Annotated in this window: 17 protein-coding genes; 11 read left to right on the top strand and 6 right to left on the bottom strand. The window is 60.5% G+C overall.

The features are described 5' to 3' along the window. The first annotated feature begins 18 nt into the window (after nt 1-18). The 5 genes from ACSQ3F_RS06990 (at nt 19) to ACSQ3F_RS06970 (ending at nt 6,104) form a co-directional block, all read left to right on the top strand. The gene (locus ACSQ3F_RS06990) at nt 19-1,032 is read left to right on the top strand and encodes an ABC transporter permease (protein WP_436099550.1); all 1,014 of its coding nucleotides are present in this window, start codon (nt 19-21) and stop codon (nt 1,030-1,032) included. Then, nucleotides 1,029-2,150 carry an ABC transporter permease gene (locus ACSQ3F_RS06985; protein ID WP_436099549.1) on the top strand — a complete coding sequence of 374 codons (1,122 nt, stop codon included), beginning with the start codon at nt 1,029-1,031 and terminating at the stop codon, nt 2,148-2,150. Before ACSQ3F_RS06990 ends, ACSQ3F_RS06985 begins: the two co-directional genes overlap by 4 nt. Nucleotides 2,151-2,161: 11 nt before the next feature. Next, nucleotides 2,162-3,832 carry an ABC transporter ATP-binding protein gene (locus ACSQ3F_RS06980; protein ID WP_436099548.1) on the top strand — a complete coding sequence of 557 codons (1,671 nt, stop codon included), beginning with the start codon at nt 2,162-2,164 and terminating at the stop codon, nt 3,830-3,832. A 24-nt stretch (nt 3,833-3,856) separates the two neighbouring features. Further along, nucleotides 3,857-5,227, top strand: a complete 1,371-nt coding sequence (locus ACSQ3F_RS06975; RefSeq protein ID WP_436099547.1) for an alpha-glucosidase/alpha-galactosidase — start codon at nt 3,857-3,859, stop codon at nt 5,225-5,227. Nucleotides 5,228-5,342: 115 nt separating this feature from the next. After that, nucleotides 5,343-6,104: a hypothetical protein gene (locus ACSQ3F_RS06970; protein ID WP_436099546.1), complete on the top strand. Its 762-nt coding sequence runs from the start codon at nt 5,343-5,345 to the stop codon at nt 6,102-6,104. A 229-nt stretch (nt 6,105-6,333) separates the two neighbouring features. On the opposite strand, the gene ACSQ3F_RS06965 is transcribed toward ACSQ3F_RS06970, so the two are convergent. From ACSQ3F_RS06965 to osmF, 5 genes are all read right to left on the bottom strand, one after another. Continuing rightward, on the bottom strand, nt 6,334-6,807 hold the full coding sequence (locus tag ACSQ3F_RS06965; protein ID WP_436099545.1) for a VOC family protein: 474 nt from the start codon (nt 6,805-6,807) through the stop codon (nt 6,334-6,336). A 142-nt stretch (nt 6,808-6,949) separates the two neighbouring features. Further along, nucleotides 6,950-7,690 (bottom strand): ABC transporter permease, encoded by a 741-nt coding sequence (locus tag ACSQ3F_RS06960; protein WP_436099544.1) that lies wholly within the window; start codon nt 7,688-7,690, stop codon nt 6,950-6,952. Further along, nucleotides 7,687-8,625, bottom strand: a complete 939-nt coding sequence (locus ACSQ3F_RS06955) for an ABC transporter ATP-binding protein (RefSeq protein WP_436099543.1) — start codon at nt 8,623-8,625, stop codon at nt 7,687-7,689. The genes ACSQ3F_RS06960 and ACSQ3F_RS06955 overlap by 4 nt, the downstream gene beginning before the upstream one ends. Continuing rightward, a complete protein-coding gene (locus ACSQ3F_RS06950) occupies nt 8,622-9,788 on the bottom strand; it encodes an ABC transporter permease (protein WP_436099542.1) in 1,167 nt (388 codons plus the stop codon). Before ACSQ3F_RS06950 ends, ACSQ3F_RS06955 begins: the two co-directional genes overlap by 4 nt. Before the next feature lie 63 nt (nt 9,789-9,851). Beyond that, entirely contained in the window at nt 9,852-10,814 is a 963-nt protein-coding gene (gene osmF, locus ACSQ3F_RS06945; RefSeq protein ID WP_436099541.1) for a glycine betaine ABC transporter substrate-binding protein OsmF, read from the bottom strand. A 418-nt stretch (nt 10,815-11,232) separates the two neighbouring features. On the opposite strand from osmF, the gene ACSQ3F_RS06940 reads away from it, so the two are divergent. Further along, nucleotides 11,233-11,538: a hypothetical protein gene (locus ACSQ3F_RS06940; RefSeq protein WP_436099540.1), complete on the top strand. Its 306-nt coding sequence runs from the start codon at nt 11,233-11,235 to the stop codon at nt 11,536-11,538. 392 nt (nt 11,539-11,930) lie between these two features. Here ACSQ3F_RS06940 and ACSQ3F_RS06935 read toward each other — a convergent pair whose 3' ends face one another. Continuing rightward, nucleotides 11,931-12,224, bottom strand: a complete 294-nt coding sequence (locus tag ACSQ3F_RS06935) for an HNH endonuclease (RefSeq protein ID WP_436102067.1) — start codon at nt 12,222-12,224, stop codon at nt 11,931-11,933. A gap of 451 nt (nt 12,225-12,675) precedes the next feature. On the opposite strand from ACSQ3F_RS06935, the gene ACSQ3F_RS06930 reads away from it, so the two are divergent. The 5 genes from ACSQ3F_RS06930 to ACSQ3F_RS06910 all read left to right on the top strand — a co-directional run bounded on the left by ACSQ3F_RS06930 (nt 12,676) and on the right by ACSQ3F_RS06910 (nt 19,025). Next, nucleotides 12,676-12,942: a helix-turn-helix domain-containing protein gene (locus ACSQ3F_RS06930; RefSeq protein WP_436099539.1), complete on the top strand. Its 267-nt coding sequence runs from the start codon at nt 12,676-12,678 to the stop codon at nt 12,940-12,942. 12 nt (nt 12,943-12,954) lie between these two features. Beyond that, a complete protein-coding gene (locus tag ACSQ3F_RS06925) occupies nt 12,955-14,199 on the top strand; it encodes a type II toxin-antitoxin system HipA family toxin (protein WP_436099538.1) in 1,245 nt (414 codons plus the stop codon). 325 nt (nt 14,200-14,524) lie between these two features. Next, nucleotides 14,525-15,988, top strand: coding sequence for an N-6 DNA methylase (locus ACSQ3F_RS06920; RefSeq protein WP_436099537.1), 1,464 nt, complete (start codon nt 14,525-14,527; stop codon nt 15,986-15,988). Continuing rightward, nucleotides 15,985-17,535, top strand: a complete 1,551-nt coding sequence (locus tag ACSQ3F_RS06915; protein WP_436099536.1) for a restriction endonuclease subunit S — start codon at nt 15,985-15,987, stop codon at nt 17,533-17,535. Before ACSQ3F_RS06920 ends, ACSQ3F_RS06915 begins: the two co-directional genes overlap by 4 nt. Beyond that, nucleotides 17,532-19,025, top strand: a complete 1,494-nt coding sequence (locus ACSQ3F_RS06910; protein ID WP_436099535.1) for a hypothetical protein — start codon at nt 17,532-17,534, stop codon at nt 19,023-19,025. The genes ACSQ3F_RS06915 and ACSQ3F_RS06910 overlap by 4 nt, the downstream gene beginning before the upstream one ends. Nucleotide 19,026: the final 1 nt, after the last annotated feature.

The raw sequence follows: 19,026 nt of genomic DNA, 5'->3' as shown, positions 1-19,026 counted from the left end.
CAAGAGAACCCAACAGCCATGTTCCGATTTCTGCTTGTGCGCATCGCATCCGCCATCCCCGTGCTCATCGTGCTGAGCGTCGTGACCTTCGCGATCATCCAGGCACCGCCGGGCGATTACAGCGACTATATCCGCTCGCAAATGATCAACCAGGGCGGCGCATCCTTCGAGGAAGCCGACGCCCAGGCGCAGGCCTACAGGGTCGCCAACGGCCTGGATAAGCCCCTGCCCGTGCAATACGTCAACTGGATCACCGGCATCCTGACGCGCGGCGATTTCGGCCATAGCCTCTTCTACAACAAGCCGGTGGCCGACGTTGTCGGCGAACGCCTGCCCCGAACGCTAGCGCTGGCGCTCGTCTGCCATATCCTCGCCTCGGTGATCGGCATCACCTTCGGCGTTCTCGCCGCCACCCGCCAATATTCCTGGGTCGATAGCCTGCTATCCGGCATTTCCTTCCTCGGCATGACGGTGCCGCGCTTCCTGATGGCGCTGGTCATCGTCTACATCATGGTGTTCCATTTCAACGTGACCGAGATCAACAGCTTCCACTCGGCCCGCTACGGCGGTGCGCCCTGGTCCTGGGACAAGTTCGTCGATCTTCTGAAACATGTCTGGCCGGTCATCGCCATCGCCACCTTCGGCGGCCTCGCCTACAATATGCGGGTGATGCGCGGCAATCTGCTCGACACCCTGAACGCCCAATATGTCGAGACCGCGCGGGCCAAGGGCCTTTCCGAACGCGCCGTCATCCTGCGCCATGCCGTGCCGAACGCGTTGCATCCGCTGGTCATGTATCAGGGCGTCGTCCTGCCCTACATGCTGACCGGCGAGATCGAGACAGCGATCATCTTCGCGCTGCCGACCGTCGGCCCTGCCATCGTCGGCTCCATGTGGGTGGGCGACGTCTATGTCACCGCCACCTTCATGCTGGTCCTGTCCGCAACACTCATCATCGGCAACATTATCGCCGACATGCTTTTGGCCATGCTCGATCCTCGGGTTCGCCTTGGTGGAGGAGCACACGCATGAAAGCCGACGTTGAAAAAGCCATCACCGTGCCGGTGCCGGCACCGCATCACGGAAACGAAACGTATCGGGCCCTCGTCTGGCGCCGCCTGAAGCGGTCCTGGACCGGCATGATCGGCCTGATCCTCGTCTGCCTGCTGATGATCATGACGATTTTCGCCGAGTTCTTTTCGCCGGTTGATCCGAAGCTGACAGGCGTTGGCTTCGCCCCGCCGCAGACGATCAGCATCACCGATCAGGAGGGCATTCTCGTCTGGCCGCGCACCTATCAGGTCGGCGAGGGCACGGAGCTCGACCCGATCACCTTCCAGCCGATCATCGGGCCGGATTACGCCAATCCGAAAAACCTCGGCTTCTTCGTCAAGGGCTTCAGCTACCGTCTTCTCGGCCTGGTCCCCACCGACCGGCATTTCTTCGGCGCTGTCGACGGTACGCCGGTCAATTTCCTCGGCACCGACAAATTCGGCCGCGACGTCTTGTCCCGTATTTTCTACGGCTCCCGCGTCTCGCTGATGATCGCGCTGACGGTGGTCTTCATCGTCACCGTCGTCGGCACCACGGTCGGCATGGTCTCGGGCTATTTCGGCGGCCGCTTCGACAACTGGATGCAGCGCTTCGTCGAACTCGTGCTGGCCTTCCCGCAATTGCCGCTCTACCTGGCGCTCACCTCGCTGATCCCGGTAACGGCGCCGACCAACGTCTTCCTCGCCTTCGTCATCGTCGTCATGTCGGCGCTGGGCTGGGCGCAGATGTCACGCGAGGTACGCGGCAAGACGCTGGCTCTGGCCCGCATCGACTATGTTCGGGCGGCAATGGCGATCGGTGCCACCGACCGGCGCATCATCTTCCAGCATATCTTCCCCAACGTCATGAGCCACGTGATCGTCGCCGTGACGCTGGCGATCCCCAATGTCGTTCTGCTGGAATCCTTCCTCGGCTTCCTTGGTTTCGCAGTGAAACCGCCGCTGATGTCCTGGGGACTGATGCTGCAGGACACCGCCACCTATTCCGTCATCGGATCCTATCCCTGGATCCTTTCCCCCGTGGCCTTCGTGCTTGTCACCGTCTTTGCGTTCAATGCGCTTGGCGATGGCCTGCGCGACGCCGTCGACCCGTACTGAGGAGACGACCCATGGCACTCGTGGATTTGAGCATACTCGCACCCGAACAACGGCACGACCATGCCGCCGCCGTCGGCTCACCGATCATCGACGCACGCCACGTGGCGGTGAAATTCAAGGTCGAGGGCGGTTTGGTCGATGCCGTCAAGGACGTCTCCTTCCAGCTCTATCGCGGCGAGACGATCGCGGTCGTCGGCGAATCCGGCTCAGGAAAATCGGTGACGGCCCGCACCGTCATGGGCCTGCTCACCAAGCGCGCCACGGTGTCGGACCGATCCAGCATCGCCTATGACGGCAGGAACGTCCTGAAATTCTCCGATCGCCAGCGCCGGGCGCTGCGCGGCAACCGCATCTCGATGATCTTCCAGGAGCCGATGAGCTCGCTGAACCCGGTCTATACGATCGGCGCCCAGATCATCGAGGCGATCCGCGTTCACCAGAAGATGAGCCGCAAACAGGCGATGGAGCGGACGCTGGAGCTGCTGCGCCAGGTGCAGATTCCCGACCCCGAGGCTCGCCTCAACCAATATCCGCACCAGCTTTCCGGCGGTCAGCGCCAGCGCATCATGATCGCCATGGCGCTGGCCAACAATCCGGACGTGCTGATAGCCGACGAGCCGACGACAGCGCTCGACGTCACCGTCCAGGCCCAGATCCTCAACCTCATCCGCGACCTGCAGAAGACGCTCGGCATGGCGGTGATCCTGATCACCCATGATCTGACCGTCGTGCGCCAGTTCTCCGACTATGTCTACGTCATGCAGAACGGCGAGGTGAAGGAACACAACACCACCGCGGCGCTCTTCCAGAACCCGCAGCACCCCTATACCCGCCACCTGCTCAACTCCGAGCCGAAGGGCATGGCCAATCCGATGCCGGTCGATTCCGCCGCCATCCTCGAAGGCCGCAATGTCCGCGTTTCCTTCATGCTGAAGGCCGGCGGCTTCTTCAGGCCGCAGCTGAAGGAGCTCGTCGCCGTCGACAGCCTCAGCCTCAAGCTTCACCGCCACGAAACGCTCGGCCTCGTCGGCGAATCCGGCTCAGGGAAGACGACCTTCGGCCAGGCTCTGGTCAAGCTCCTGACGGCGGAAGGCGGAGAAATCCTGTTCGATGGCCAGCCGATCCAGAACAAGACGCGCGACGAGATGCGGCCGCTGCGTTCGCGCATGCAGATCGTCTTCCAGGACCCCTTCTCCTCGCTCAATCCGCGCATGTCGGTCGGCCAGATCATCGAGGAGGGACTGATCGTCAACAAGCTCGGCGCGACCCGCAACGAGCGGCTGGAGCGGGTGAAGGAGGCGCTGAACAATGCCGGCCTGCCGAGCAACATCCTGTCGCGCTTCCCGCACGAATTCTCCGGCGGCCAGCGCCAGCGCATCGCCATTGCCCGCGCCATCGCGCTGGAACCGGAATTCATCCTGCTCGACGAGCCGACCTCGGCGCTCGATCTCTCGGTGCAGGCGCAGATCATCGAACTGCTGCGCAAGCTGCAGGACGAGAAGGGACTGAGCTACCTCTTCATCTCCCACGATCTGAAGGTCGTGCGCGCCCTCTGCCACCGCGTGGTGGTGATGCAGCACGGCAAGATCGTTGAAGAGGGCCCGGTTGAAGACGTTCTATCCCATCCCAAGACCGCCTACACCGAACGGCTCGTCAGAGCCGCCTTCGAAGTGGCCGCATAATCCGCTAGACAAGAGGCTTATTCCATGACGAGACAACCCAAAATCACCTTCATCGGCGCCGGCTCGACCGTCTTCATGAAGAACATCGTCGGCGACGTGCTGCAGCGCCCAGCTCTTTCGGGAGCGAAAATCGCGCTGATGGACATCAACCCGCAGCGGCTCGAAGAAAGCGAGGTCGTCGTCAGAAAACTGATCTCGACGCTCGGCGCCAAGGCAACCATCGAGCTGCATTCCAACCAGCGCAAGGCCCTCGACGGCGCCGATTTCGTCGTCGTCGCCTTCCAGATCGGCGGCTACGAGCCCTGCACGGTCACCGATTTCGAAGTGCCGAAGAAATACGGCCTGCGCCAGACCATCGCCGATACGCTCGGCGTCGGCGGCATCATGCGCGGCCTGCGCACCGTGCCGCATCTCTGGAGCATCTGCGAAGACATGATGCAGGTCTGCCCCGAGGCGATCCTTTTGCAATACGTCAACCCGATGGCGATCAACACCTGGGCGATCGCCGAGAAATACCCCACGATCAAGCAGGTTGGCCTCTGCCATTCGGTGCAGGGCACGGCGATGGAGCTGGCGGAAGATCTCGACATTCCCTACGAGGAAATCCGCTACCGTTCGGCCGGCATCAACCACATGGCCTTCTTCCTGAAGTTCGAGCATCGCCAGCCGGACGGTTCCTACCGCAACCTCTATCCGGATCTCGTCCGCGGCTACCGTGAAGGCCGTGCGCCAAAACCGACCTGGAACCCGCGCTGCCCGAACAAGGTTCGCTACGAGATGCTGACCCGCCTCGGCTATTTCGTCACCGAAAGCTCGGAGCACTTCGCCGAATACACGCCCTATTTCATCAAGGAGGGCCGCGAGGACCTGATCGAGAAATTCGGCATTCCGCTCGACGAATATCCGAAGCGCTGCATCGAGCAGGTCGAGAAGTGGAAGGGTCAGGCCGCAGCCTATCGCTCGGCCGACAAGATCGAGGTCGCTCAGTCGAAGGAATACGCCTCCTCGATCATGAACTCGGTGTGGACCGGCGAGCCCTCGGTGATCTACGGCAACCTGCGCAACAATGGCTGCATCACGTCGCTGCCGGACAATTGCGCTGCCGAAGTGCCGTGCCTCGTCGATGAGAACGGCATCCAGCCGACCTTCATCGGCGACCTGCCGCCGCAGCTGACGGCGCTCATCCGCACCAATATCAATGTGCAGGAGCTGACTGTCGCCGCGATGATGACGGAGAACCGCGAGCACCTCTATCATGCCGCGATGATGGACCCGCACACGGCCGCCGAGCTCGATCTCGACCAGATCTGGTCGCTCACCGACGACCTGCTGGCCGCCCACGGCCAGTGGATCCCGGAATGGGCCCGGATCGCAAAGAAGGTCCAGGCCGCGTAACTCTTTCTCCCGGTTGCGCGACGAGGAAACCCCGGAACAACAATTCCGGGGTTTTCCTTTTGTGCCGGGTATGATCGAAAAGAACAGCGCACCGCCGCTTGTTCAGGAGACAAAGATGCCCGCCAGTTCCGCCACGACAATGCTTGCCCGCCAACTGTCGGACGCCGACAAAGGGGGTCTTCGGCTGGCCTCGGCGACGCTCGCAGAACCCGGCACCCCGGCCGAAGCCTTTGCCGTGCAGAGCGAGACGCTGGCTTTGAACGGCTGGCTGACAGCCGGCTACAAGGTCGCCATCCGCCCGGACGGAAGCTCCGTTTCCGCGCCCATGGCACATGTCACCTATGCCAGCGCATCGGGCAACGCCGGCTTCGAGCGACCGGCCGTCGATGCGCTGGAGGTGGAAATCTGCTTCGTCCTCGGCAAGGACCTGCCGCCGCCGGGCGCCAAGCTCTATACCCGTGAAACGCTTCTCGGATACGTGAGCGGTATCTATTCCGGCGTCGAATTCCTCGGCCACCGACTGGACGAAGGCGGCCGCTCGCCGGCGCTGCTGTTTCTCGCAGATCGCCTCGGCAATGCCGGCTACGTACTTGGCGAAGAACTGAGCGAGACCGTGTTCGAGCCGGGTGCAGCCCTGCCCCTGACGGTCACGATAAACGGCGACACCGTCTTTCCCGGTCCGGGAAAACACCCGAACGGCGATCCGGTGGCTCCTTTTCTCACCTTTGCCAACGCATTGACGGACACCGTTGCCAAGGGCCGGATCATCACCACCGGCAGCCTCTGCGGCGCCATCCCGGTGCCCGAACGGGCGGCAATCGCCATCAGCGGATTTACGACGCTGACAGTGACAGCGGCATCGACACGCGAGGTTTGATCGGGTCCGCCAGATTTCTACGAGATCACCGAGGCAGCTGTTTCCCTCTCACCATCCTCGGGTCGAGCCCAGGATGACGGGAAGACAGCGCCTTATGGAGGGATGACATCTCGAGCGATGGTCCGGTACCCCAACATAAACCGCTGCAATTTGTCACCAGCCCAAACTTCAAGGCGGGCAGATGCCCGCTTTGCGCCGCCAGTTGCGGACACTCCGGCGCGATGGTGCCTCAACCACGCCGAGCAGCTTCGATCGCCCCAACGTCGATCTTCCTCATCGTCATCATCGCATCAAAAGCACGCTTTGCTTGATCACCGCCTGCCGCAAGCGCTTCGGTCAGTGCGCGCGGTGTGATCTGCCAGGACACACCCCATTTGTCTTTGCACCAGCCGCAGTCACTTTCCTGGCCGCCGTTGCCGACAATGGCGTTCCAGTAACGGTCGGTTTCTTCCTGATCGTCAGTCGCGATCTGAAATGAAAAGGCTTCATTGTGTTTGAACGCGGAACCGCCATTCAAGCCGATACAAGGAATACCGGCGACGGTGAATTCAACAACCAACACGTCGCCCTGCTTACCTGATGGATAGTTTCCAGGTGCACGAATGACAGCACCCACTGCGCTGTCGGGGAAGGTTTCGGCGTAGAATCGGGCGGCAGCCTCAGCGTCCTTGTCGTACCATAGGCAGATGGTGTTCTTTGCCATTACGCGGGTCCTTTCGCTCTTCGTTTCCCGTTTTCTCCCTGAAATAAGAGGCAAACTGTATTTCTCCAGCCCATGTAAGCCATTTTACGCGGACAACAGCCAAACGCGCGGCGTTATTGCCGAGTCGACCAACTGACGTGATCTACAGGCCCGCCCGGCGGGCCATAACGCGCTCGATGGCCGACAACCCGTCATAGATCAGCACCGCCAGCGCCCCGACGATCAGGCCGCCCTGTAGAACGAAGGCGATATTGTTGGATTGCAGCCCGGCGATGATGACTTCGCCGAGCGTTTTTGCCGCCACCGTCGAGCCGATCGTCGCGGTGGCCAGGCTGATCACCACCGACAACCGAATGCCTGCCAGGATCACCGGCATCGCCAGCGGCAGCTCCACCTTGAAGAGACGCTGGCGATCCGTCATGCCGGCGCCGCGCGCCGCCTCCATCACGGGGGGCGAAAGGGTCGTGAGACCCGTCAGCGTATTCTCGAAGATCGGCAAGAGGCCATAGAGAAACAGCGCCACCAGCGTCGGCTTCTCGCCGAAGCCGAGGGCTGGAACGGCGAGCGCCAGCACCGCCACCGGCGGAAATGTCTGCCCGACATTCACCAGGCTGCGCGACAACGGCAGGAATTCCGCCCCGAAGGACCGCGTGACGAGAATGGCGAGCGTCACGGCGACGATGATGGCGCCGATCGTGGCGATCGCGACGGTGCGCAGATGCAGAAGCGTCAGCGTCAGCAAGCTGCCCTGATTATAGATCGCCGGCGCATTGTCCTGCACCAGCGGCTTCAACAGCGGCTCGAACCAGCCGGGCGAAACCAGGAATGCAAGCAGGATCGCCAGCAGCACAACGCGCAGAAGAGAGGGTACCCAGGCCGTCATTGAGGCTTTGCTGCGCGCCTGGCGAGCCCTTCCAAAGTCACCTTTCCAAGCAGCGTGCCGTCAGCCGCCGCCACCGGCAACGCATCTCGGCCGGTCCAGAGCAATTCGGAAAGCACATCCCGCTGGCTCGTTTCCGCGCCAATAGGCGTTCCCTCGGCAGTCCCGGGTTCCACCGCCTGCCCAGCCGTCTCGATCGACAAGAGCCGGAACGGCCGCTCGCTTGCGCCGATCAGCGTCTGGACGAACTCCGTCGCCGGATTTGTGACCAGTTCGGCGGGCGTGCCGTATTGAACGAGTTCGCCCTTGTCCATGACGGCGATCTTGTTGGCGAGATGAAACGCTTCGTCCATGTCGTGCGTCACCAGCACGATCGTCGTTTTCAAAAGTTTCTGGATATCGAGAAGATCGGCCTGCGCCTTTGCCCGGATGATCGGATCGAGCGCCCCGAAGGGCTCGTCCATCAAAAGCACCTTCGGCTCCGCCGCCAGCGCCCGCGCAACCCCCACCCGCTGCTGCTGGCCGCCGGACAGCTCATGTGGAAACCGCGCGGCGAAGACGGCGGGATCGAGCTGGAACAACGCCAACAGCTCCGCCACCTTGGCATCGATGCGCGCCTTGTCCCAACCGAGCAGCACCGGCACGGTGGCGATGTTCTGCGCGACGGTGCGATGCGGGAAAAGCCCGTGCCCCTGGATCGCATAGCCGATCCGTCGGCGCAGCTCGAAGCCCGGCATGGCGCGATTGTCTTCACCATCGAGACGGATCGCACCTGCGGTCGGCTCGACCAGCCGGTTGATCATGCGCAGAAGCGTCGTCTTGCCGGAACCGGAGGTGCCAACAATGACCGTCACCGTGCGCGGCGCAATCGTCATCGTCACATTGTCGACGACCGCGATGCCGTCGTAGCGCTTGGTGATGCCGTCGATCTCGATCATGCGGTCCTGCCTTGGTTTTTCGACGGCGTCGTCATTTCAATGATGGCGTCGAGCACGATCGCGGCGGCAAAGGCGAGCACCACCGTCGGCACCGCGCCGAGAAGCACCAGGTCCATCGCCGTCTGGCCGATCCCCTGGAACACGAACACACCGAAGCCGCCGCCGCCGATCAGCGCCGCAATGGTCGCAAGCCCGATGTTCTGGACGAGCACGATGCGGATGCCGGTGAGAATGACCGGCATCGCGAGCGGCAACTCGATGCCGAAAAGCCTCTGCCGGTCCGTCATGCCGATGCCGCGCGCCGCCTCATTGGCCTCGCGCGGCACGCCGGCAAGCCCGACCACGGTATTCGCCACCACCGGCAGCAGCGAATAGAGGAACAAGGCGACGAAGGCGGGCGCCGCACCGATGCCGCGAATGCCGATCGCGGCAGCCCCCGGCACATGGACGGCGATCCAGCCGAGCGGCGCGATGAGGATGCCGAACAGCGCGATCGACGGGATCGTCTGGATGAGGTTCAGCGTGTTGAGCACACCGGCACGCAGGGGTTCGACCCGGTGGCAGAGAATGCCGAGCGGCAGGCCGGCGACAACCGCGGCAAACAGCGACCCGAGCGCCAGCGCCACATGCCTGCCCGCCTCCAGCCAGAAAACGTCGGCGCGGCCCGCATATTCCTTGAGGATCGACAGGCCGTCCCAGAGCCCCGACGTCAAGATCACGGCTGCGCCACCGAGCGTCACCAGCAGGAGCAAAACCCGCACGACCGGTAGCGGCCTCAACCGCGTAATCGAATCGGCGGCCAGCAGCGCATAGGCAAACAGCAGGATCCAAAAGCCGGATGCCGGCGATACGCGTGCATACGTGTTTTCCGGCGGGGTCAGATGCGTCGCCGCCATGCCGACGAAAAGCGCAATGGCGGCGAGCGCAACCGCGGCGGTGACAAGCCGCAGCAGCGCCGGCGTTTTCAGAAGGATGACCGCGGCGGCGAGAACCATGAGCCCGATGAGGACAACGCCCGCCCCGCCGGGCAGCGCCGCAAGGATCGATTTCGCCTCACCCGGCACGATGCGATTGGCGCGAAACGTCGCGAACGGTGCGACAAGCGTGCCATAGGCGACGAGAAGCGCGATGACCACGCCCAGTTTATCGAAGCGAATGTTCAAACGGCCATCCCCGTCATCCCGGCTGCGGCCGGGTCCAGAAGGAACCGGCCCTTTCGCGGCAGCTTATTTCAGAAAGCCGTTCTTCTTCAGGAAATCCTCCGCGACCGCCTTGGCCGGCTCGCCGCCGACCTGGACGCGCCCGTTCAGATCCTGCAGCGTCACAAGGTCGAGCTTTTCGAAGACCGGCTTCAGCAGCGTTTCGATTTCCGGATGCTCCTTCAGCACCGCCTCGCGAATGATCGGCGTCGGCTGATAGACGGGCTGGACGGATTTGTCGTCTTGCAGGACGACGAGGCCGGACGGCGCGATGCCGCCATCCGTGCCATAGACCATGGCGGCATTGGCGCCATTGGTCTGGTTTGCCGCCGCCGCGATCGTCGCCGCCGTATCGCCGCCCGAAAGCGTGATCAGCTGCTCCGATTTCAGCGTAAAGCCATAGGCCGTCTGGAACGCCGGAAGTGCCGCCGCCGAATTGACGAATTCCGAGGAAGCCGCAAGCACCACCGAGCCACCGCCGGAGACATATTTGCCGAAGTCGCTGAAGGTCTTGATAGTGTTGGCATCGGCCAGATCCTTGCGGACCGCGACCGCCCAGGTATTGTTGGCCGGCGACGGCGTCAGCCAGACGATCTTGTTGGCGTCGTAGTCAAGCTTTTTCGCCTGCTCGTAGCCCTTGGCCGCATCCTTCCAGAGCGGATCGTCGGCCTTCTCGAAGAAGAAGGCGGCGTTGCCGGTATATTCCGGATAGATATCGATCTCGCCCGCGATGATCGCCTTGCGCACCACGGGCGTCGCCCCAAGCTGCACGCGATCGGTCGTCTGAACGTTGTTGGCATTCAGAACGGCGAGAATGATATTACCCAGCACGCCGCCTTCGGTATCGATCTTGGAACCGACGACCACCTGAGCATGTGCCGCGGCGGCGGAAACGAGCACCGCAAACGCGGCCCCGACAAGTTTTGTGTTAAGACCCACGATACCTCTCCCTTGAAACCGTTCACAATTTCTCCCACGGCTACCCGACATCCGTCGGGGCATAAACTGCCATATGTGGCGGGGTTCGGAGAAAAATAGAGCGGTTGGGAAGGAATTTGTGCAGTCGCGTTACGACGGCGCTGGAGCGCGTTGGAAGGTCGAAAACCGAAGATCAGCGCAACGACATTTTCGCCTGCCCCTGAAGGAGGTGCCAAGGACAATCCCGGCACAAGCGATAGCGCTATCAAACGCTTTTGAAACAATGAAACTTGTTTGTTGTGGAAATCAGGTTCAGAGTCATACGGTGATTTTTGGCGTATGAAAGAGTTTCAAACGACCGCCAGCACTACGATCGAGCGAACGATACCGCGAGTTGGCCTCGAGGCCGCGCGGTTCGTCGGCATGACAGCGTCGTTGGATTTCATCCGCCAAATGCCCGTTATGCAGGAAAGGGAGGATAGAAATGCGAATGATGCTCAAGGTTTCGCTTCCCGTGGAGAAGGCAAACGCAGCAATCAAGGATGGCAGCCTCGTCACCAAGATTCAATCGATCCTTGCCGATCTCAAACCCGAAGCGGCCTACTTCACTGAATTCGACGGGAAAAGAACAGGCCTGATTTTCTTCGAGATGAAGGACACCTCGGAGATGCCGGCCGTTGCCGAGCCATGGTTCCTTGCCTTTGATGCCGCGGTTGAGTTCAAGGCGGTCATGAACGGCGATGACCTGGAGAGGGCCCGCCCCGGGATAGAGAAGGCAGTCAAGAGCTTCGGCTGAAATGCGCCGGGCAGCCGACTGAACCCAAAGTTAATGTGACCTCTCCCAATGTGAGGCTTCGCAGCGCCTCGTCCTGTCACTAGCTTCTAGCGGAAGCGCCGCGGGCATGGTCTTGGCTGCCCCGTTAGCATACCAGCAGCCAAATGCCTAACTTGGTGAATCGGCGGAGCTCGCCTATCCGAATGAAATTTCAGGGCGTTTATGGCGGAGAGGGTGGGACTCTTCCCCAATTAGCGCATTTCCAGGGGTTTCCGCCAACTCTCTGACGGAAAAGCCCGTTTACGATACTTCGAGCGATACATTGCGCGATACATTTTTGCAAGTCGACGTTTTTCGGGCGTCATCTGAGCTGCTTGATCTCACGATCGGGATGATCGTGGAGCCTATCCGGCTCAGACCGGTGGCCCTGGTCGTTTGCTGAAAGCGGCCTCGATCTGCGGCGGGTGCCACCTGCCCTTTGCCAGCCTTGAACGGACTAGGGACGCGTGTTCGGCCGCGTCCACGGGGTGCTTCGCCTTATGCCGCGTTGTGTTGCAGAAGAGGCAGGCCGCGACGATGTTCGGTGCGACGTCCTTGCCACCATCTCTTCTCGCCTCAACATGCTCGGCGGTGCATTGAAACCGCTTTGCCAGACCTGGCGAAATTCCATAGTGCACGATGAACTCCTGTGGGTTGGTGTCCCACATCGGCCGTTCACAATAGAAGCATCGCCCGCCCTGGCGCTGCGTAGCCTGCTTTCTCAGATTCTTCAGTTTGTTTTTTGATGGCATGAGTCCACGTCCTTTGCTTCATTGCTGAAGCGGACGTGCAATGGCCGTGAAAGCGGCCACCCCTCAGTTGGGAGGATGTTCCTCGCACAAGACGACGTAAATCTACGTCACTCCGCAGTCTTTGAACGGTACGAGTGCCTATTTGACATTTCGCTGACGAGTTCGTGTAAAACTCCAGGCGAGCAAATCGTCTCGCCTCCATCCACGCTCAGCTTAACAAAAGTTCAGTGGTGATCAAGTCCAGGATTTGAGCCTTCCCGATCGGGATGATTTCCCAGATGGACGTGATTCCTTCCTCTTCGGTAAGTTTTCATGGATTCTTTAAAATTCTTCCTGTACGGTAAGCTCAACATAGGGAGAGCGTATCATGATCCGTTCGGCCGCGGAATTCGGCGCACTTGTTCGAGAAAACAGGAAAAAGCAGGGATGGACGCAAACCCAGCTTGCGGAGCGTTGCGGGACCGGTGAACGCTTCATCGTCGACCTGGAGAACGGCAAGCCCAGCTGCCAACTCGAGAAATCCCTCATCGCGGCCCGAACGGTCGGCATTGATCTCGGCGACCTGAAAACCGCAGCACAGCCGGCTGCCCCGGAAGCCGATGACGACCTCGGCTACCTGCCCCGTTTCTCCTGAGCAGGCGTCGCCGTGACCACGATTTTTTACGAGACCTGGCCCGTTGCCCATCTCATCGACCGTGATGGGATTTCGCTCGCCTATGAGCCAAGCTGGGAGCAACGCGCCACGGCCTTCCCGATCTCGCTGACCATGCCTTTGCGGTCCGGCACCTACGGCGCTGGACGGGTTATGCCCTGGCTTGCCAATCTTCTGCCGGAAACACACCTCTCCGAGATCGGTCAGCAGCTGAAGGTCTCGCCTCAGGACATTGTCGGTCTTCTCACGCGCCTCGGTCGTGATACCGCCGGAGCCTTTTCGATCGGCGAACCGCGCCGAGACGGAAATAATTTCCGCGTCGTGCCGGACGAGGCAGCGCTTGAGCGGATTTTGAATGAGCTGCCCGAGCGCCCCTTCCTGATTGGAGAGCAGGGCGTGTCGATGTCTTTGGCGGGCGTGCAGGACAAGCTACCCGTCTACATTGGTGACGATGGCAACATCGCCATTCCCGTCGATGGCACCCCATCAACACATATTCTGAAACCCGACATCAGACGCCTGACCGGCAGTGTTCAGAATGAAGCCTTCTGCATGACCCTCGCCAAGCTCTGTGGACTGGAGACAGCCGAAGTGACGACAGGTCGGGCGGGCAAGCGAGACTATCTGCTGGTCAAGCGCTATGATCGCATTGCCGACGCTCAAGGGACGATCCGCCGGATTCATCAGGAAGATTTCTGCCAGCTGCTCGGCCTGTTCCCGGCGGAAAAATACGAGCGGACTGGACTTGGCCAGCGGGGCGGTGCATCGCTCGTACAGATGTTTGACGCGCTGGCGCGTTACGTTTCCCCCGCCGAAAGACTGAAGCTGCTCGACGCCGTCATTTTCAACATCCTGATTTGCAACTCCGACTCCCACGCCAAGAACTATTCCGTTCTCGTCGGTGCCGCCGGAACAGCCAAACTCGCGCCGCTCTACGACCTGATGTGCGCGGCAGTGTATAAGCAGGTTGACCAGTCGCTTCCACAACAGATCGCGACAAAGAGCAATGCCAACGAACTTAACGGCAATGACTGGCGGCAATTCGCGTCGGCCGTCGGCCTCAGCCCTGCTGTCGTCACAAGACGGGTACGGGAGCTCTCCGACAGGGTTGCCTCAAACCTCGAAGAGGCGTTGGAGGAGACAAGGCGCTATCCGTCCTTTCATCGAGACTTCGGGGCGAACCTCCTGTTTCTCATTCGCAAGAGGTGCCAGCGGATCGGACGACAGGCTGGCGGGTAGTCGGTATTCGCCCTGCTCCGAAGCTTCAGTTGATTGGGCGTGATAGGGAAATCGTCCTCGATTGGAGGCAAGACGGTGTGTGGACCGATCTTGATGGCTCCAAAAAGTTATTCCGTGCGTGCTGGGATGGACCGGACTTTCCGAAGCAGCGGTGAAAAAACAGGTTGCTTAGTCGTTGTCGATGAAAGGGTCTCGCGATCAAATCGCGAACACGGCATTTGAGACGCGCTGCCTGTTAGCGGAGGCGTCAGCGCCGTACTCAAGAACGCCGACGGCAACTATGTCGTGCATTAATGTTACTGTATTGAAAATAATTTGAGAAAAAATGTGCCCCGGATTCATTGAACAATTTCCGTCTCAAAATGGGAATAAATTTGGAAACCTTGCAGTTGTCGATGGCGATGCCCAGCGCATCAGCCAGCTGTGCTGGATGTTTTTCCTGAAGATCATGGACGATCAGGACCAGGAACTGGAGCTGACCCACGACAATTATGTCTCGCCGATCCCGGAGAAATTCCAGTGGCGCAACTGGGCGGCAGACCCGGAAGGCATCACCGGTGAGGCGCTTCTGAACTTCGTCAATGGCGAGCTGTTCCCGGCGCTGAAGATGGTGCCGGTCTCGGCACAGCCGGGGGACCGCCGCCGCGTGGTGCGCGATCTGTTCGAGGATGCCTACAACTACATGAAATCCGGCCAGCTGATCCGCCAGGTGGTCAACAAGATCAGCGACGTCGATTTCAACAGCCTGACGGAGCGCCAGCATTTTGGCGAAATCTACGAACAGATTTTGAACGACCTGCAATCGGCCGGCAATGCAGGCGAATATTATACCCCGCGCGCGCTGACCGCCTTCATGGTCGACCGTATCGATCCCACACCGGGCGAAACGCTGTTTGATCCCGCCTGCGGCACGGGCGGCTTTCTGACCTGTGCCATCCGCCACATGGAAAAAAACCATGTGCGCACGCCGGACCAGCGGGAAAAGATGCAAGCAGGCTTGCGCGCCGTGGAGAAGAAGCCGCTGCCGCATATGCTCTGTGTCACCAACATGCTGCTGCATGGCATAGAGGACCCGAGCTTCGTGCGCCACGACAACACGCTGGCCCGCCCGCTGATTTCCTGGGGCAAGGATGAGCGCGTCGATATCGTGCTGACCAACCCGCCCTTCGGCGGACGTGAGGAAGACGGCATCGAAAACAACTTTCCGACCTTCCGCACCAAGGAGACGGCGGACCTGTTCCTGGCGCTGATCGTGCGCCTATTGAAAGACGGCGGTCGCGCCGCCGTCGTCCTGCCGGATGGCTCGCTGTTCGGCGAAGGCATCAAGACGCGACTGAAGGAGCATCTCCTGGAGGAGTGCAACCTCCACACCATCGTGCGCCTGCCCAATTCCGTCTTCAAGCCCTATGCCTCGATCGGCACCAACCTGCTGTTCTTCGAAAAGGGCACGCCGACCAGGGACATCTGGTACTGGGAACACCGCGTGCCGGAGGGCCAGAAGGCCTATTCCATGACAAAGCCGATCCGTCAGGAGCATTTGCAGGATTGCGTGGACTGGTGGGGCGGCAAGGCGCGAGAGAGACGCGAAGAAGGCCCGCAAGCCTGGCGCGTCACCTTGGAAGAGGTGAAGGCGCGTGGCTACAATCTGGATGTCAAGAACCCGCACACCGTGGCCGATGACCATGGCGACCCGGAGGTCCTGCTGGAAGAGCTGATGGGTGCTGAAACCAGTGCGGCCCGCCTCCGCGACCAGCTAAAATCCATTCTGGCAGAGGCGCTTGCCCGATGAACGCCGAGCGCCTGTTGCTGCATTATGAACAGATTGCCGATGCGCCGGATGCGATCGCCCGGCTGCGGCGGTTCATTCTCGACCTGGCAGTGCGGGGCAAGCTCGTGCCGCAAGACCCGGCGGATGAGCCGGCGTCGATGGTTCTCCGGCGAATAAACGCCCGTGTCTTGCCTGACGGAGCATTTCCCCTTCCGGCGTTGTGGGCGTGGATTGACGTTGCAGCTGTCGCTGACGCCCGATTGGGCAAGATGCTCGACAAGGCGAAGAACAAAGGGGTACCGCGGACCTATCTCCGCAATATCAATGTCCGATGGTTCGACTTTGATCTTTCTGATCTTCAAGAAATGCCGTTCGAGGACACAGAGCTGGCTGAGTTTACGCTACGCGCGGGCGACGTTCTTATTTGCGAAGGGGGCGAGCCTGGGCGCGCAGCTGTTTGGGACGAAAGGGCGCAAGGCGTCTACTTTCAAAAGGCCATTCACCGGGTCCGTTTCACGTCATTGGTTGATTCCACTTTTTTCGTTTATGCGCTCAAGGCTAGCGCGAACGATGGTCGACTGGCCGAATCGTTTACCGGGACCGGCATCAAGCACTTCACGGGTAAAGGTTTGAGCGGTTATCGCTTCCCTCTCCCGCCGCTCGCCGAACAACACCGCATCGTCGCCAAGGCCGATGAACTCATGGCGCTGTGCGACGCGCTGGAAGCGGCGCGAACTGAGCGGGAGGCGAAGCGGGACCGGCTGGCGGCGGCAAGCCTTGCCCGCCTCAACACACCCGATCCGGAGACTTTCCGCGACGACGCCCGCTTCGCCCTGGATGCTCTGCCGGCACTCACCGCGCGGCCGGACCAGATCAAGACGCTACGCCAGACCATCCTCAACCTCGCCGTCCGCGGAAAGCTATCCGTCCATGATGATTGGGTTGACAGTCCGGTTCGAGTTGGCGACGTCGCGACCCTACAAAATGGTTATGCGTTCAAAAGCGAGTGGTTTACCAAATCTGGTACCCGCCTAGTTAGAAACGCCAATGTGGGGCACGGCACACTGAACTGGGCCGAAACAGTTTGCCTTCCAGAGAGCATGGTACCGGAATTTGAGCGATTCCGTTTATGCGAGGGTGATGTCGTAGTTTCGCTGGATCGACCTTTCATCGTCACAGGCACGAAGGTAGCGCGCATATCTTCGAGTGATTTGCCCGCCCTTTTGCTGCAACGAGTAGGGCGGTTCGTGCTCTCGTCAAACCTCCGCTCGGATTTCCTTTATCTTTGGATCAATTCGCCACATTTTACGGAGCAGATCGATCCGGGAAGGAGCAACGGCGTTCCCCATATTTCTTCGAAGCAGGTTGAAGCAGCTATCTTCTTTCTCCCACCGCTGGCCGAGCAACACCGCATCGTCGCCCAGGTCGATGAACTCATGGCGCTGTGCGACCAGCTGGAATCAAGCCTGACGAGCGCCGACGAGACGCGGAAAAAACTGCTCGACGCGCTGCTGGCCGAGGCGCTGGCCCCTGTCGATACCGAGGCGCTGCAGGAGGCGGCGGAATGAGTGTGCCAATAGCGACGGCTGAGCAAAACCTCCGCACCAGATTTGGAGCGCCGGCAAAGACGCCGACGGAGTATGTGATCGGTTTCAAGACGCCGCGGGGCCGGGTTCTGGCGCTTCATCGCACACTTGCGGAGTTGACCCTATGGTTTGAGCCGCCGGCACCGCCTGAAATGGACGGGGTCCGACTGATCGCCTACGCAAAGAACTCTAACCTCAATGGTCTGCTCGCTCCGCTGTCCACTCCATCCACCTTGCGCGCCGAGATCACGACGGAGGGAGCGCTGAACCGCTTCCTCGACTGGTACGCGGCTTCCGCCACAATGTCGTCGCAGTCATCCGGTGCTGCGAGTGGATCGAAATTCCCTGCGAACTTCACGGCCCTGTTCCAGCGCTTCCAGCGGCTTGTCACCGCTCGAACCAAAGGACATGCCTTCACCAATTTTGAGGAGGGACTGGCGGCGAGCTGGGAAGATTACAAGCCAAAGCTACGTGACCACGCCCTGACAATTCTGGCTCCGGACACCTGGTCGGAAGCCACTATCGGTTCTGGCAAAATCCTCCGTCATGTGATCGATGCGATTGAAATCCAAGACAGCCGCCGCAACCTGACGAACAATCTTGTCTTCTGGCAGAACCGGTATGGCCACACTAACCGCAATCACCGGGTCTTCATCGAGGCGCAAATCAACCCCAAGCTCCGCAACGAAGTTGAGCGACTGCTGTACGCGCTTTACGTCGGTGACGGAGACGAGGGCGAGCTCTTCGAGGAGCTGAGCGTCATCACGGGCGGGAAGTATCCTCTGCTGGCCTACCTGTATTTCCTGAAGGACATCGATCGATTCATGCCGATCCAGCCGACCGGCTTTGATCGCTTGTTCAAGGAAATGGGCATTAATTTCTCTACACTGCGCCAGTGCAGCTGGGAAAACTATAGTGCCTTCCTCGACCTGCTTCAGCAGATGAGGCCCCTGATCGAGCAGGAAGCAGGCATGAAGTCTGTTCGCCTCATCGACGCGCATTCGTTCTGCTGGATATTTTCGACACTGATCGAAATGGAGGCTGAGGGCGATTTGATGCCCGCTGTGGGTTCGAAGGATGACGGACGGGTACTGGGTGCAATGGACCGTTCGATCGTCGATATGCGTCAGAACGTCGAGAACACAGTCAAGAATTCGAACGGGCAACTTGTTCAGCGAACCCTGAAAAACAAAGAGCTGCGGATGACGTCGCAGCAGCTCGAGACCTTGATCCGTCAGCTTCTGACACAACAGGATAATAGGTGCGCACTGACCGGCATCCCATTCCAGTTTCAAGGTCAGCATGATGACAAGAACCTCCTGCCGTCCCTCGACCGGATCGATAGCAACGGCCACTACGAGGACGGTAATCTTCAGGTCGTCTGCCAGTTCATCAATTTCTGGAAGGGCGATGCTGATAACGAAGACTTCCGGCGACTGCTGAACCTAGTGCGTGGGATCGAGGAACAGTAGG

The sequence above is a fragment of the Pararhizobium sp. LjRoot238 genome (assembly GCF_964252955.1).
Taxonomy (GTDB): Bacteria; Pseudomonadota; Alphaproteobacteria; order Rhizobiales; family Rhizobiaceae; genus Pararhizobium.
This window is presented reverse-complemented; position numbering and strand designations above follow the sequence as displayed.

What these genes read in the sequence shown, in the direction of transcription:
- ACSQ3F_RS06930 (WP_436099539.1), top strand. Translation starts at nt 12,676, where the DNA reads ATGATCCGTTCGGCCGCGGAATTCGGCGCACTTGTTCGAGAAAACAGG.
- ACSQ3F_RS06965 (WP_436099545.1), bottom strand. Translation starts at nt 6,807, where the DNA reads ATGGCAAAGAACACCATCTGCCTATGGTACGACAAGGACGCTGAGGCT.
- osmF (WP_436099541.1), bottom strand. Translation starts at nt 10,814, where the DNA reads ATGTCGGGTAGCCGTGGGAGAAATTGTGAACGGTTTCAAGGGAGAGGT.
- ACSQ3F_RS06915 (WP_436099536.1), top strand. Translation starts at nt 15,985, where the DNA reads ATGAACGCCGAGCGCCTGTTGCTGCATTATGAACAGATTGCCGATGCG.
- ACSQ3F_RS06935 (WP_436102067.1), bottom strand. Translation starts at nt 12,224, where the DNA reads ATGTGGGACACCAACCCACAGGAGTTCATCGTGCACTATGGAATTTCG.
- ACSQ3F_RS06980 (WP_436099548.1), top strand. Translation starts at nt 2,162, where the DNA reads ATGGCACTCGTGGATTTGAGCATACTCGCACCCGAACAACGGCACGAC.
- ACSQ3F_RS06990 (WP_436099550.1), top strand. Translation starts at nt 19, where the DNA reads ATGTTCCGATTTCTGCTTGTGCGCATCGCATCCGCCATCCCCGTGCTC.
- ACSQ3F_RS06970 (WP_436099546.1), top strand. Translation starts at nt 5,343, where the DNA reads ATGCCCGCCAGTTCCGCCACGACAATGCTTGCCCGCCAACTGTCGGAC.
- ACSQ3F_RS06920 (WP_436099537.1), top strand. Translation starts at nt 14,525, where the DNA reads ATGTGCCCCGGATTCATTGAACAATTTCCGTCTCAAAATGGGAATAAA.
- ACSQ3F_RS06940 (WP_436099540.1), top strand. Translation starts at nt 11,233, where the DNA reads ATGATGCTCAAGGTTTCGCTTCCCGTGGAGAAGGCAAACGCAGCAATC.
- ACSQ3F_RS06960 (WP_436099544.1), bottom strand. Translation starts at nt 7,690, where the DNA reads ATGACGGCCTGGGTACCCTCTCTTCTGCGCGTTGTGCTGCTGGCGATC.
- ACSQ3F_RS06985 (WP_436099549.1), top strand. Translation starts at nt 1,029, where the DNA reads ATGAAAGCCGACGTTGAAAAAGCCATCACCGTGCCGGTGCCGGCACCG.
- ACSQ3F_RS06975 (WP_436099547.1), top strand. Translation starts at nt 3,857, where the DNA reads ATGACGAGACAACCCAAAATCACCTTCATCGGCGCCGGCTCGACCGTC.
- ACSQ3F_RS06955 (WP_436099543.1), bottom strand. Translation starts at nt 8,625, where the DNA reads ATGATCGAGATCGACGGCATCACCAAGCGCTACGACGGCATCGCGGTC.
- ACSQ3F_RS06910 (WP_436099535.1), top strand. Translation starts at nt 17,532, where the DNA reads ATGAGTGTGCCAATAGCGACGGCTGAGCAAAACCTCCGCACCAGATTT.